Annotated in this window: 13 protein-coding genes, 1 tRNA gene and 1 pseudogene; 3 read left to right on the top strand and 12 right to left on the bottom strand. The window is 46.7% G+C overall.

Features of this window, described 5'->3' with window-relative positions; genetic code table 11:
• Positions 1–82: 82 nt before the first annotated feature.
• The 5 genes and pseudogenes from JI735_RS20780 to JI735_RS20765 form a co-directional block, all read right to left on the bottom strand.
• Positions 83–155 (bottom strand) — tRNA-Lys (locus JI735_RS20780).
• A gap of 145 nt (positions 156–300) precedes the next feature.
• Positions 301–483: pseudogene (locus tag JI735_RS20775) on the bottom strand (SUMF1/EgtB/PvdO family nonheme iron enzyme); the annotation flags it as partial.
• Between the two features lie 30 nt (positions 484–513).
• Positions 514–2,769, bottom strand: a complete 2,256-nt coding sequence (gene uvrA, locus JI735_RS20770; RefSeq protein ID WP_233475988.1) for an excinuclease ABC subunit UvrA — start codon at positions 2,767–2,769, stop codon at positions 514–516.
• On the bottom strand, positions 2,745–3,380 hold the full coding sequence (locus JI735_RS36115; protein WP_233475987.1) for a hypothetical protein: 636 nt from the start codon (positions 3,378–3,380) through the stop codon (positions 2,745–2,747). Before JI735_RS36115 ends, uvrA begins: the two co-directional genes overlap by 25 nt.
• 25 nt (positions 3,381–3,405) lie before the next feature.
• Positions 3,406–4,320 (bottom strand): hypothetical protein, encoded by a 915-nt coding sequence (locus tag JI735_RS20765; RefSeq protein WP_039834263.1) that lies wholly within the window; start codon positions 4,318–4,320, stop codon positions 3,406–3,408.
• Between the two features lie 141 nt (positions 4,321–4,461).
• Here JI735_RS20765 and JI735_RS20760 point away from each other — a divergent pair, with 141 nt between their 5' ends.
• Positions 4,462–5,352, top strand: coding sequence for an effector binding domain-containing protein (locus JI735_RS20760; RefSeq protein WP_039834262.1), 891 nt, complete (start codon positions 4,462–4,464; stop codon positions 5,350–5,352).
• Positions 5,353–5,900: 548 nt separating this feature from the next.
• Here the strand turns inward: JI735_RS20760 and pyk are convergent.
• Complete coding sequence (pyk, locus tag JI735_RS20755; protein ID WP_202676381.1) at positions 5,901–6,986, bottom strand: pyruvate kinase; 1,086 nt, start codon at positions 6,984–6,986, stop codon at positions 5,901–5,903.
• Positions 6,987–7,119: 133 nt separating this feature from the next.
• Here pyk and JI735_RS20750 point away from each other — a divergent pair, with 133 nt between their 5' ends.
• Positions 7,120–8,007 carry a fructose bisphosphate aldolase gene (locus tag JI735_RS20750; RefSeq protein WP_039834261.1) on the top strand — a complete coding sequence of 296 codons (888 nt, stop codon included), beginning with the start codon at positions 7,120–7,122 and terminating at the stop codon, positions 8,005–8,007.
• 80 nt (positions 8,008–8,087) lie between these two features.
• Positions 8,088–8,453 carry a VOC family protein gene (locus JI735_RS20745; protein ID WP_051051650.1) on the top strand — a complete coding sequence of 122 codons (366 nt, stop codon included), beginning with the start codon at positions 8,088–8,090 and terminating at the stop codon, positions 8,451–8,453.
• Positions 8,454–8,455: 2 nt separating this feature from the next.
• Here JI735_RS20745 and JI735_RS20740 read toward each other — a convergent pair whose 3' ends face one another.
• The 6 genes from JI735_RS20740 to JI735_RS20720 form a co-directional block, all read right to left on the bottom strand.
• Positions 8,456–9,826 (bottom strand): ABC transporter permease, encoded by a 1,371-nt coding sequence (locus JI735_RS20740; RefSeq protein ID WP_039834260.1) that lies wholly within the window; start codon positions 9,824–9,826, stop codon positions 8,456–8,458.
• Positions 9,826–10,536: an ABC transporter ATP-binding protein gene (locus JI735_RS20735; protein WP_039834259.1), complete on the bottom strand. Its 711-nt coding sequence runs from the start codon at positions 10,534–10,536 to the stop codon at positions 9,826–9,828. The genes JI735_RS20740 and JI735_RS20735 overlap by 1 nt, the downstream gene beginning before the upstream one ends.
• 163 nt (positions 10,537–10,699) lie before the next feature.
• Positions 10,700–11,851, bottom strand: a complete 1,152-nt coding sequence (locus JI735_RS20730; protein ID WP_039834257.1) for a hypothetical protein — start codon at positions 11,849–11,851, stop codon at positions 10,700–10,702.
• Complete coding sequence (locus JI735_RS37005) at positions 11,848–11,940, bottom strand: hypothetical protein (RefSeq protein WP_267919298.1); 93 nt, start codon at positions 11,938–11,940, stop codon at positions 11,848–11,850. Before JI735_RS37005 ends, JI735_RS20730 begins: the two co-directional genes overlap by 4 nt.
• Positions 11,941–11,945: 5 nt before the next feature.
• Entirely contained in the window at positions 11,946–13,259 is a 1,314-nt protein-coding gene (locus JI735_RS37000) for a sensor histidine kinase (protein WP_267918953.1), read from the bottom strand.
• 3 nt (positions 13,260–13,262) lie between these two features.
• Positions 13,263–13,964, bottom strand: a complete 702-nt coding sequence (locus tag JI735_RS20720) for a response regulator transcription factor (protein WP_039834255.1) — start codon at positions 13,962–13,964, stop codon at positions 13,263–13,265.
• Positions 13,965–13,997: the final 33 nt, after the last annotated feature.

Genomic DNA, 13,997 nt, shown 5'->3' with positions numbered 1-13,997 from the left:
TTTACTATGTTTATAAACTTGTTTACCCGGGCAAGAAATTCTACGCAAAAAAAGAAACGGCATTTCTGCCGTTTCTTCAGGATGGACTCTCAGGGACTCGAACCCTGGACCAATTGATTAAGAGTCAACTGCTCTACCAACTGAGCTAAGAGTCCACATATGCAGTACCGTCCTATTCTAATAAAGAGGCTGCAATGTGGATTTGTAAATTTCTCACGTTTAAGAGTGTAACATTTTTGAGCCCACAATTCAAGCTTTTATTTTTTCGAACGGTAAACTGCCTATTGCTTTATTATCCCATTATCGCAACGACCGGGCCAGACGGAAACCAAGATCATCAATATGGAACGTAGAGTGACTCCGGCGGCGGCAGGTGGCTCCGCAGCCCCTGGCCTCCTCCGCCCTGCTGCCGCCGCGGAAAATCCGGTAGGAGCCATACACATTCTCATCATAGATATCCCAGCACCATTCCCGCACATTGCCAGCATATTGTAAAGCCTTCACTTCAACCTCCTATAGCACCGTGCGGAGAAACCTTCCCGTATGGGAAGCTTCCACCTGAGCTACCTGCTCCGGTGTGCCTTCAGCCACAACATACCCGCCCTGATGGCCGCCTTCCGGGCCCATGTCAATAATATAATCCGCGGACTTCATGACGTCCAGATGATGTTCAACAACGATGACCGTATGTCCCTTGTCCACCAGCCTGCCCAGTGACAGCAGCAGCTTCTGGATATCCGACAGGTGCAGCCCTGTGGTAGGCTCGTCCAGGATATACAGGTTACGGGCTCCCCTCTTGATTTTGGACAGCTCATAGGCCAGCTTGACCCGCTGCGCCTCTCCGCCGGACAACGTGGTCGAGCTTTGGCCCAGACGCATATAGCCAAGCCCCAATTCATCCATAATCTCCAGCTTATGCTTCAGATACTTGTGGTCACTGAAGAACTCACGTGCTTCCTCCACTGTCATCTCCAGCACATCGGCGATGCTTTTGCCGTGGACCTTAATTTCAAGTCCTTCTTCGGAGAACCGCTGTCCCTTACACACCGGGCAGATGGTTTCAATGTCCGCCATAAACTGCAGATTGGTGACGATCACTCCGTCTCCGGCACATTGCTCACAGCGGGTGCCTCCCGCATGGGTCAGACTGAAATCAATCGCCTGGTACCCCCGGTCGGCAGCCTCCGGCTGCGAGGCGAACAGATCCCGGATTTTATCATAAATGCCAATGTAGGTTGCCGGATTGGACTTGCTGTTCCTTCCAATGGGGGTCTGGTCGATGTTGATGACATTGTTCAGCAGGTCCGCGCCAAACAGAAAATCATGCTCCCCCGCAACCATCCGCGCAGCCGTCTTGTCGATCTTCAGTTGCTTGAACAGAATCTCGTTGATCAGCGAGCTTTTTCCAGAACCCGAAACTCCGGTAATACAAATGAATACACCCAATGGAATGTCCAGATCCACATTCTTCAGGTTGTTCTCCCGGGCGCCCTGAATACTCAGAAAATCATCTCCCAGACTTCGGCGCTTCCCTGGAACAGGGATGTGGGCTTTTCCCGATAAATATTGGCCCGTTACAGACTGGGGTTCATTCATTATATCTTCCATTGTGCCGCAGGCAACGACATGCCCGCCATGAATCCCCGGACCCGGGCCAATTTCGATAATATGATCTGCACTCTGAATCGTATCCATATCGTGTTCAACCACAATTACGGTATTGCCGATATCCCGCAGTTTCTTCATCGTATCAATCACGCGGCTTGAATCCCGGGGGTGCAGGCCAATACTCGGTTCATCCATCACGTACAGCATCCCCATCAGCTCACTGCTGATCTGGGTGGACATTTTGATCCGCTGCATCTCGCCGCCTGAAATACTGTCGCTTCTCCGGTTAAGACTGATGTAGTGAAGCCCGATATCAATTAAAAGGGAAACCCTGGTCCGGATCTCTTGAATGATCGAGGAAGCCACATCCTGAACCTCAGCTTCGAACGTGAGCGTTTCCAGCGAATGAAGCAGCTCCGGCAGCTGTTTGCGGCTTAGCTGGTCTATATTCTCTTCTCCAAGCGTAACCTGGAGCCGCTGTTTTTTGAGTCTTGCACCGTTGCATTCCGGGCAGATCTTCTCGATCATACAATCCTTGATGAACGTCGGTTCGAAGGCTTCCGAGGTCGAAGTCTTCCGTATGTAATGCTTGTACCAGCTCTCCATTTCATGGACGAACCCCCAGAAAGGCCGGTCCCGTCCGATCATCCAGTTCTTCTTGGTCGAATTAGGGGGCTGGAGCATGGGGAGAACCTCGCCTTTGGTCCCATAAAAGAGAATATCGTGAATCTCCTTCGGAAGATCGCAGAAAGGCGTGTCCAGGCTGAAATGATACTTCTGAGACAGGCTGTACATCAGCACAGAGCGGTAGCTGTCCTTGCCCGCAGGGTTAAAGACTGTACTTTTGAGCGCTCCCTTGCTGATGCTTTTTTCCGGTGCCACCACCAGAAAACGGGGCTCCACCACATAAGACATCCCTACCCCAAGGCAGGTATGGCAGGCGCTTACAGGCGAGTTGAAGGAAAAATGGAACGGCTGCATGTCACACAGGAAGAAATGATGCTCCGGACAGCCAAACTCCTGATAGAAGGACGGGGCCACGCCTCCCGGAACCTCCACTTTGATCATGATATCCTCTTCCAATGCCAGCATTGCGGCTTCAATGGATTTGGTCAGTTGAATATAGGTATCCTTTTTCAGCTGGAAGCGGTCAATGACCATTTCAATGTGATATTCCCGGGTCTCATCGAGTTCTCTTTTTCCGCCAGTGAAAAAGGCTCGCCATCCACCAGCAGATTCTTATACCCCTTTTCCCTTAACTGCTGGAAAGTGAAGCTGTACTCCTCTCCAAATACTTTATAGACGGGAGCCCGCAGCTCTACCACTGTCCCGGAGGGCAATGAGGAAATCCGCTCGGCGATCTGGGCAGCGGACAGCTGTTTCAGGGAATGGCCGCATTCCGGACATCTCCCGACACCCGCCGTAGCGTACAGCAGGCGCAGATAATCGTTGATATCCGTGACCGTGCCGACGGTGGAACGCGGATTGTTATTGCTTTTTTTCTGTTCAATCGCGATTACCGGGGATAGGCCGCGAACATAGTCGACCTTTGCTTTTTTTAGCTGGCTGATTCGGCTCTTGGCGAAGGTTGAGATAGAGTCCAGAAACCGCCTTTGCCCCTCTCCGTAAATGACGTCAAAAGCAAGCGAAGATTTCCCTGAGCCGGACACTCCTGTGATCACTGTTAATTGGTCCCGCGGAATTTCAACGGAAATGTTCTTCAGGTTATTCTGCTTGGCTCCGGCTATCTCGATAGTCGTTCTTACTGACATGCTGAAGCTCCTTTCTGCACTCGTGTTAAGGAATATACAAATAACCAGCTTCCTCTACGGCCCGCTTGCTTTTGGGTGTAATCCGAATCGTCTGGGTCACCTTTTCAAGGATGCCTTGCTGGACCAGATAGTCCATAATGCCAAGCAACTGGTCACTCTGTACGTGGAAATGCTTATTGATCAGCGTTACGGTTTTGATCTCTTCATCCCGCATGAACTCAATGACCGGCTTTGAAAAAACCGGGAGATGACGCTCCAGCACCTGGTCCAGCCGTTCTAATCCGCTCTCTATTTCTTCTGCACTCATATGATGGGACATCGCCTCCTGATAGAACGGAACAAGAACCTCCGGGTTCAGCGTCTGGGCTCTCTGGATGGCTTCCCTGGATATGGCTTCCCCGTGGATGCAGAGCTCCATATGAGCAACTGATTCAGCCGCTTTTAACAAGTAATACTGCGCATAGAGAAGATCCTTTCTTACCGTCAGCCACTTCCGGGCCTTGTCGCGCAAATGCACCAGTTCACTGGCAATGTAGAGCGCTGAAATTGCAATATCATCACTGCCGGCTGTCTTGAGGTCTTCGAAATATTCGATCAGACTGTCATCCGTCGAATACACCATCTTCCCTTTGGAATAGTAGGATTGGGAAAAAGACCCGCCGAGCGCCCGCTCCATCCCCCGTTTGAACGTACTGCGGACCACAAGATACACATTGATCAGAATCCCGTCCTCATCGATACAATAGGTTGTAGTAGTAAGAGGCTGGTCCCTGACGATCATGGTCATGTCAATATCGCTTTTCTCCCAGATCACATCATAGGCCAGACTTCCGCTGACAATAAGGGCTATCACATTCGGATCACTGCTGACCTTGGAGATAAAGCTGTCCTGTGCGGCTATGTATCGTGCTCTCAGCTCTGCCTGCTGTACATTGTCCATCCCTCCTGCACTCCTCCTTCTTCTATAAAAATTTCCTTTTCAGATTTTCCGTTTATGGTAGAATCATACTACACTGCGGCTTAAAGAACCGGACAAAAATTGCTGGGTTATCCGGCACAAGTTCAGCACAAAGGAGCGATTATGGAACTTCATCTCCTGGAAACGATCAACCAGACTACAGAATTTATCGAAGACCATCTGCTGGAGGAACTAAGCCTGGACCGTATCTCAGAGCAGGTGAATATCTCCAAATTCCATTTACTCCGCATCTGGAAAGGGGCCACTGCCACAGGCCTGATGGAGTACGTGCGCAGAAGGCGGATCGCATTGTCGCTTGGAGATCTGATCCATGAACGGAACAGCATTGAGTTTATTTCCTCCAAATACTCTTTTGGCTGCGAACGCACTTATAGCAGAGTGTTCAAGGAGGAATTCAACATCAGCCCGGCCAAATGGCGGCGGAGTCCCACTCCACTGCAGATCATGGACCGGTTTAATGCCGATTTTCTGCACCGGGCGGGAGAAGGTCTTGTCTATTTCCATTCCACGAGCGTACTGCCCCCCTTTTCGATTGCCGGGCTTGACTATCAGGTGGATGTAAATGACAACATGGCAAATCAGACGGCCAACCGGCTGGGTGTCGCCTTCTTTTATAAGGACCGGCCAAGAATCATCAATCCGGTTAACAAAGATATTTATATCGGATATACCACCGTTCCGGAACCGTTTGAGGGCTATACCTGGTACCAGCCGTCCGTCGAAATTAATCAGAGCAGCATCGTTCCGCCGGATATGTCAGTCAAGCATGTTGTTCCCCACAGGTACGGTGTGTTCACCTATATGGGCCCCCACCGGCCCGAAGAGATTAATTCCAAGTCCTTAAGTACCATCTGGAAGTACATCTTTGAAACATGGATGCCCACCGTACAATTTGACCTGAAGGAAAAATTCAGCTTCGAGCTGATCAATTACGCCAGATGCAACAAGCAGTACTGCGAATGCAATCTGTATTATCCGATTTCGCAGGTGTAACTTGTCTGTCTAGAAAAAGAGAGCAAAAGGGGCTGCTCTATGGGGGGTTCCCGTATCCACTTTTTAGTCTAATTCAGAGAAGCCTTTATTTGTCCCTTCCCCCTTTATTCCAGGCTCGATCGAACGATATAACGGCTCCTGAGTCCGTAACTGCTGAAAAAGCAAGGTTTTTGGCAAAATAAGGGCTCCTCTGTCCGCTTCAGTCCGCGGATGGAGCCCAATCCTTCTGCATCGCTTATATCCTGTGAGGCTTCCAAGATATCCACACTTTTTTACATTGCATAATTTCCTATATGAGGAAAAAAAGCCTTGGGATGCGTCCCAGGGCCTTTCAATGCTTCTACTATTCTTAAAACAAGACTCTAATGATCAGGGGAATATTCGTTCCCTCTAACTTACCATAATATGCTATACTGATTGAACAATAGAAGGCTTGCACTATACCACGATTGAAACCAAATAAAAAGCCACTCAGCTCCCGAAACGGCAAAAAAGGCATTTCTGTCGTTCTATCTGTGACCCAAATTAATCCGCCCGGTTATAGATAGCTACCTTCTTAAACGCCTTATCAAAAGGGGCATCCGCGCATAGCTCTTCCAAAGAAATACCGCTCTCCCCTGCTCGCGCATGTTCTCCGCAAATTGGGCAACCGTATTCAGGACCTGCGTGCTTCGCACCGGATACTGTCCGACCGAGCTTTCCGCTGACAGCATCACGCCATCGCTCCCGTCCAGAACAGCCTGAGAGATATCTGTTACCTCTGCTCGTGTCGGAACCGGATGCTCCACCATGGATTGCAGCATTTGGGTAGCTGTAATTACATAGGTCTTGGATAGACTGCACTCGCGGAGCAGCGTTTTCTGAATGAACGGGATTCGCTCAAAAGGCAGCTCCACACCCAGATCTCCGCGCGCAATCATGATTCCGTCAGACGCCTCCATGATGGCTGGAAAGTTACGGACGGCTTGAATGGTTTCGATCTTGGAAATGAGCCCCGGTTGGCTGTATTTCCCCAGCAGGGATACATACTCGCGAATTTCTTGCAGATGCGAGGCCTCACGGATAAAAGAACAAGCGATCCAATCCACATGATGCTCCAGCAGGAACTGAAGATCCTGTTTGTCTTTCTCCGTAATGGCCGGCAGGCGGATTAGGTTCCCCGGAAGATTAACCCCTTTTCGGCTGCCGATCATGCCACCGACGATTACCCTTGTTGTGATCCTTTGCGGGTGCTTGTCCGTCACCTCAAGCTTGACTTCCCCGTCATTGATTAAGATAGCGGCTCCTTGTAAAATATCCTCCATCACACCGGGATTATCGAGCGCAGCGCGCTCCCGGCTTCCCGGCTCATCTGACTGTTCAAGGATAAACGTCTGACCCTCTTCTAATGTAACCGCGTCCCCTTGGATGCTCTTCAGACGGATTTTCGGTCCCTGCAAGTCCCCCATAATCCTTACGGGCTGTCCCGTTTCGGCGGCGGCTGCCCGCACAGCTTCAATGACCCGCCCATGCTCCTCATGGCTCCCGTGTGACATATTGAGCCGGGCGGTTGTCATTCCACCCCGCAGCAATTCCTTGAGGACAGCAGGAGAAGAACTGGCCGGACCTATCGTGCAGATCAAATCAATACTCATATGAATCCACCTTCCCTAACCTGTTTGGCTTCCCTGTCTTTTCGTCTAGTTTGCATTGTTCGTTTTTTCTAACTAAACTATACATGATTGAGACAGCTGTCATTCACTTTACGGAAGGAAAGGGGACATATCCATGAATACGAAACAATTGGACCGGATTCACACGGGGAAAGGCTTTATCGCGGCTTTGGATCAAAGCGGCGGAAGCACTCCCAAAGCGCTGCTGCAATACGGTATTCAGGAAGACCGCTATTCCAATGAAGAAGAGATGTTTGAACTGGTGCATGAGATGAGAACACGTATTATTAAGAGCCCGGCGTTTAATTCCAGTCACATTTTGGGTGCTATTCTTTTTGAGAACACGATGGACCGCTCCATTGACGGCCAATTCACCGCCGATTATCTCTGGGAGCAGAAAGGCATTGTGCCTTTTTTGAAAATCGATCAAGGTCTGGCCGGGCCTGAGAACGGGGTTCAGCTCATGAAGCCCATCCCCGGATTGGATGAGCTCCTGAAGCGCGCCGTGCAAAAAAATATTTTCGGGACCAAGATGCGGTCCCTAATCAAGGAAGCGAATCCCGCCGGCATCCAAAAAGTTGTCGAACAGCAGTTTGCTGTCGCGATGCAAATCGCCGCCTATGGCCTGGTGCCGATAATCGAGCCGGAAGTGGATATTCACATGGCAGATAAAGGACAAGCCGAGCGGCTTCTAAAACAGGAAATCTCCACTCGGTTATCCGCTCTTGGCAAAGACGTAAAAGTCATGCTGAAGCTGTCCATCCCGTCCGAAGATAATTTCTACAGCGATTTAATCCAAGACCCGCATGTGGTACGGGTGGTGGCTCTGTCCGGCGGTTATACGCAAGCGGAAGCCAACGACAAGCTCGCCCATAACCACGGGCTGATCGCCAGCTTCTCCCGCGCTTTATCCCAAGGGCTAAGCGACCAGCAAACAGACGAAGAATTCAATGCATTGCTCGCACAATCCACTGAGGCCATTTATGAAGCCTCCATTACCTGAGGAAGAAATAGCACAACCCCCGTGCTTTTAGCAGCCCAGGGGTTGTTTGGATTAAATGAACTGAACGGGGATGTGAAATCATGATATTGAGCCTGAATTGGATTACCCTCAGAGTGCGCGATCTGGAGGCTTCCCTAAATTTCTATCACGGCATACTGGGGCTTCCGATTGAACGCAGATTTGAGAGCAGAGGAAGACAGATAGTTATGTTAGGCACGGCGGAGCAGCCCAAGATCGAGCTTATTCAGGCAAATGACCAGGCTGTGAAGCCAGAATGCGGTGTTTCTATCGGGTTTGAAGTGAAATCGCTGGATGAGGCCATAGAGTACTTGAAAAGCCGGGGCATCCCCGCAGCGCGCGGGCCGGTCACGCCGAACCCCCATCTGCGGTTCTTTTACATCCTGGACCCGGACGGCTTTGAGGTGCAGCTGGCGGAGCATAGCTAAGCCTAGTCTTTCTTGATCGCAACCAGAGCATTAGTATTGGAAGCACTAATTGCCGGATATATCCCCGATATCACACCCGTCATTACTGCAAATGCAATACCTAGCGGGATACTTTTTGAAGATAGCACAATTGTCATTCCCGTCATTGACGCTCCAAGGGGTATTACAGATGGTGTTGTAAGCAGCTCATTTACTCCTGATAAGGATAAATAAGAAATTAACACCCCGATTACCCCGCCGAGCAATCCAAGCAATGCAGCTTCCGCGATAAACAAATTTCGGATTTGCCATAAATTAGATCCCAGAACCTTCATAATCCCGATCTGTCTGCGCCGCTGATGAGTCGACATCGTCATCGCAACAATGATGGATATAGAAGCAATCACAAGAATAAACAAACCTATTCCAAGGGCCATCTTCTTGATCATGTTGAATTTCTCATTTACCTCTACTTGATGGAACAAGTTTGTTTCTGTAGTTAAAATTAATTTTTGAATTTGCGCTTCTACCTGCTTCACATAATCCTGATTATCCACCCTAACCAAAAGCGAATCGTAGCCCTTCAATTCTGAGGAATCTCCTCTTAACCGGAGCTGTTCTGAAAGTAATTGTGCGGTTTCTATCGAAACATAGGCCTTCTTATCATATGCAGCTTCCTCCGCACGAACTCCGCGTGGCTGCTTTAAGATTCCAGCCACGCGAAGTGAGGAACTGGTTATGCTTTTATTGGACCCCATATCGTAGTACTGATATTGAACCTGCTGCTGAAATAAATTTGCAGGTGCCCTTTCCATTATATTAAATTGCCGGATCAAACTATCATTAAAAGGATCTCCTTGTAACCTCTCCATCATTATTTTGACCGTTTCGGCATCCATCAAGCCAAGAGTCGCTCCAGAGTTTAATACGACCGTTCCTACCGCGTCTGAAGGCCCCCCCTTCAGGAAGGTTTTGTCAAAACCGGTGAGCGATCGGAGATCCGTACCAATGACCTCTACATATGTACTCTTGTTGTCAATCGTGATCATTTCCAGGTTTTGGACCTCCATAAAAGGTGCAACTGCTGTAACATGCTGGAGCTTCTTAATAATCTCTACCTTTTGTTCGGTCAGCCTCCCCCGGTCGAAGTTTCCTTTTTCAGACTTGGCGCTGCTTTTTATAGCTATCCCTGCATTAGGTTTAACGGTGATTTCATTCATCTTGAAGTTCCTGTTCATCTGATCTAATGAGAATTGCTGTGCAGATTCGCCTATACTCATGGCTACTATCAAGGAAGCACAACCTATAGATATACCTGTCATGCACAATGAAGTTACTACTTTGCGTCTTTTGATTTGATCCCAGGCCAAGCTTGTGATGTCGCTGATCCGCACTAAGCCTCCCTCCTTGACGACAAATCTTCTTTCATATGCTCTTGTCCGGTCACCAGATATCCGTTGCGCAGTGTAATTATGCTCTGCATTTGTTCCGCAACCTCAGCCTCATGCGTTACAATGACAAAGGTTGTATTCTTAGCCTTGTTTAAGCGCTGCAGGATGCCAATGATTTCTTCCTCTGTTTTGGTATCCAAATTTCCGGTCGGTTCATCAGCAAAAATGATGGAAGGTTCTGTAATCAGCGACCTTGCTATACTAACGCGCTGCTGTTGTCCACCCGACAACTGTGAAGGAAAAAGATTTGATTTATCCGGAAGTCCTACTTCCTCCAGTAGGGCAAGCGCCTTCTTCCGGCGCACGGAGGGACGTACCGATTGAAATACAAGAGGTAATTGCACGTTTTCGATTACCGTCATTGTCGCGATCAATTCATAGGACTGAAAAACAAACCCGATATGTCCACGCCGGAATTCGGCCAGCCTATTCTCGCTCATCTTTACAATATCCTGTCCTGCAATATAAATTTGGCCTTCTGTCGGTTTCATTAAGCCTGCCATAAGATTCAACATGGTTGATTTACCCGATCCTGAACTCCCTAGTAGAGCGACCATCTCTCCCGGCTTTACTTGAAAGCTGACTTGATGCAGCACCGGTACGATCTCCGTACTATTACTAAAAGCATGTGACAATTTCTCTACTCGCAGCATCTTAAAAGCTCCTTTTCCATAATGAATAACATTTTGTTATCCACAGTATAAAAGATGGTTGTGTCGTGCTTTTAACAGAGCTGTATCCGAGTTGTAAATTGTTTCATATACAAAAATAAGACCAGCATAAAAGTATACGCTGGTCTATAGGCTATTGCCGTATTTAAAATGTAAACCGGTAAATCTCACTTTTATTTAACTGGCTACCGCTAATGAATAGATCGTCCTGATACCATTTCATCGTTTGTACAGAAGGGATGTTTCGATAGATCACCGTATCTGAATTCAGGCTTTCATTATCCAAATTAACCGTATGCAAATCACTCATTTGATTACTGTTCACTAAAAAATAGGCGATTCGGCTTTCATCGGAATGTAATGCAAGATTTGTAATGAAGCCTTCCTGTAAAAGCTTATACTTTCCAGTTCCTTGGTTGTACAGAAAAAGCCCATCCTTATTCTCTATTTTCCCCTGAACCAAGAGATTCCCGTTCTTCATCACCAAAAATTGACCAATCTGTTCACCTTGCGCCACTAATTTTACCTTGTTCGTATTGTTCAAATTCAGCGCAAATATCACTGATTTATTATTAATATCCGCTAAAAGGTACACCTCATCCTGGTTCGCCTTTTGGGTAAGCTCTGCAATAATTGTGATTCCTTTCAGATTACTTGAACCACTAGCATCTGCTAATAATTGCAGCAATTGATCATACGATAACAACTGCTGAACTTTACTCGTTGTGACATTATTCAGCGTAAATTCACTCCCGGTAAAGCCAAAGTAGCGTTCATTATCAATAAATAGCTGGTAATAGGATAAATAATTCCCAATCTGTTTGGTCTCCTTTTTCAACTCTAGGTTATACATATATATTTTTGAGTTCCCGTCTATATTTTCTGCTTTCGTATAAATAAGCTGTTTTGCATCGGGAGTCAAAATCATTCCATATCCAGCATTCTCAGCAATATCAGACAATTGATTATTATCCAGATGCAATTCTGCTATTTTCGCATCACTGAAAGAGTTGGTGTCTGGTACTTGAAAAATAACATTATTGTGGTCAAGCACTTGAAGATCATAAATGGGAAAATCATTGGTCAGCTTGGTTACCCCTTTTATCTCGAAAATCTCAGGAACTCTTGAGGTAAGACTTGTATTGAACTCACTGTTTTCCAAAACCACCGTTCTAGAGCTAATACTGCTCAGGGCATAGATGCCGCCCAGTCCATAGAATCCCAAAATAAATGCAAGCAGCAACAGACTCAAGATTATGTACTGCCGGAAATTCCCCGTTAAACTCCCGTTCTTCATTTCCAATCCCCCGGCAAGCTGATTTTGGTTTCTGTACCCTCGTTAAAAGTACTCCTCAGGTCAATTGATCCACCGTGGTCATCGACAATATTCTTTACAATGGCCAGCCCCAGCCCGGCACTCCCCTTCTCCTTGGGAGTATTCCTTTTCCCCTGTAGAATGGTTCAAAGACATGATTGAGATGTTCTGCTGGAATCCCCTCACCTTCATCCTTGACCTTGACTACTGCAAATGCTCCATCTTTGAGTGATTTCACTTGGATCATAGAGTTTACGTAACCGTATTTAACAGAGTTGTCCAGTAAATTGAGAAAGACTTCTTTCAGTTTATCCCGGTCCCCTAGAACAATAAGTCCTTCTTGAAGCTCGAAATGAATATCAATATTATATTTTCTGGCTTTTATCTGCATATCTTCACATGCTTCTTTAAGAATATCCGACAAGTCGACATTTTCGAAGCGATACGCGGTATTTAATGCTGCCGATTGGGATAGCTGCAGAATGTCAACGACCGTTTGATTCAGCCGCTGACTTTCATTGATAATATAATTAAGGCCTTTCTCAAAAAAAGGAGCATCTGTAAATCCGTTCTCCTTTACAATTTGTGCATATCCGAGAATGGTCGTTAAGGGTGTCTTCAGTTCATGTGTAACATTGTCAAAAAACACCTTGCTTTTGGCCTGGGTTTGCCTCACTTCATCCCGTTCCTGTTTAATAATTCCGATCTGATTTTTGATGTGGTTGATCATGATCTGAAAACGCCGGGCTAACTCACCAATCTCATCCCGCGACGAGATGGTAATATCAATGTCGAAATTCCCTAAAGTGACTTCATTGGAACCTTCGGTCAATTCCCGGATCGGCTTCGTAATTTTTCTGGAAATAAAGATGGAGGCAATAAAGATAAAACTGAAAATTAGAGCAGCAAACATTTTAATAATCGATTGAAAACGGGTATTCCTCTGATAGAGCTGGCTGTAATCTTTCTGATATTTCAGCAACCCAATAGTTGACTGCTTCAGAAGAATTGGAGAGGACAACGTGACAATAACTTGACGGTCCAGCCTGTTAATCGTATAGGTGGTTTGAGACAGGGCAGATTCAACCTGGCTTTTGTCTCCAGTCAAATAAAAAATCGTCACAGGACCGCCAATTCCAGCTGTTAATTCCTGTGAGAGCCTGTTTTTTTCCGAGATTAATGATTCTTTGCTCATCCTCTTTTTATGTACAAGAAAATATTGATTAATATAAATATCCAAATTTGTTTTCGTATTAATCATATCCTCATTAATAATCCGGTACATATTTTGTTCCGTAACTCTGTAGGACACAAACAGCATTGCTGAAAGACCTACAAAAATAATAATTGAAAAAACAACCACCAGTTTAAATTGAATTGGAAATTTCATTTTTCACCTCGATACCAGCTTGTATCCGATCCCGAATACCGTCTCTATCATGGACAAGTTGTGCTCCTCATCCAACTTTTTACGGATTCTTTGCACGTGAATATCCACCGTCCTGGTATCTCCTGCAAAATCAAAGCCCCACACCTTATCTAAAAGGTCGAATCTGCTAAATACTCTATCCTTATGCTCTGCAAAAAATAACAAAAGATCATACTCCTTATTAGTGAGCCCGACTTTTATCCCGCGTTTCAGTACTTCTCTTCTCCCTCTGTGAATCAGCACCTCTGACTCCAAATGGATGATTTCACTGGTGTCGTTCTCCAATGCACCTTCAATTAATTCAATTCTGCGAAAAATCGCCCTTATCCGGGCTATCACTTCTCTACTATCAAATGGTTTGGTAATATAATCATCGGCTCCAATTTCCATGCCCAGAATTTTATCCATGGTATCAGACTTTGCTGTAATCATGATAACCGGGATCGCGGAATTCAAAGAAACTTGTTTACAAATATCAAAGCCGCTCATGTCCGGCAACATCAGGTCCAGCAGAAGCATATCCGGTTTAAAATTCTGAAGAATCTCCAGCCCCTGTGTTCCTGTAGCCGCTTCTTTGGTTACATATCCTTCTTTGCGAAGGATATACGCAAGCAAATCACGTATAGAGTCTTCGTCTTCAATTAATAAAATCTTTTTTGGGTTCATTCTCTTCGCTAGTCTCCCTAATCACAATATGTA

Origin of the sequence: Paenibacillus sonchi (assembly GCF_016772475.1) — a bacterium.
Classification (GTDB): domain Bacteria; phylum Bacillota; class Bacilli; order Paenibacillales; family Paenibacillaceae; genus Paenibacillus_AQ; species Paenibacillus_AQ sonchi.
Note: the sequence above shows the minus strand (reverse complement) of the source record. Positions and strands in the feature narration are given on the sequence as shown.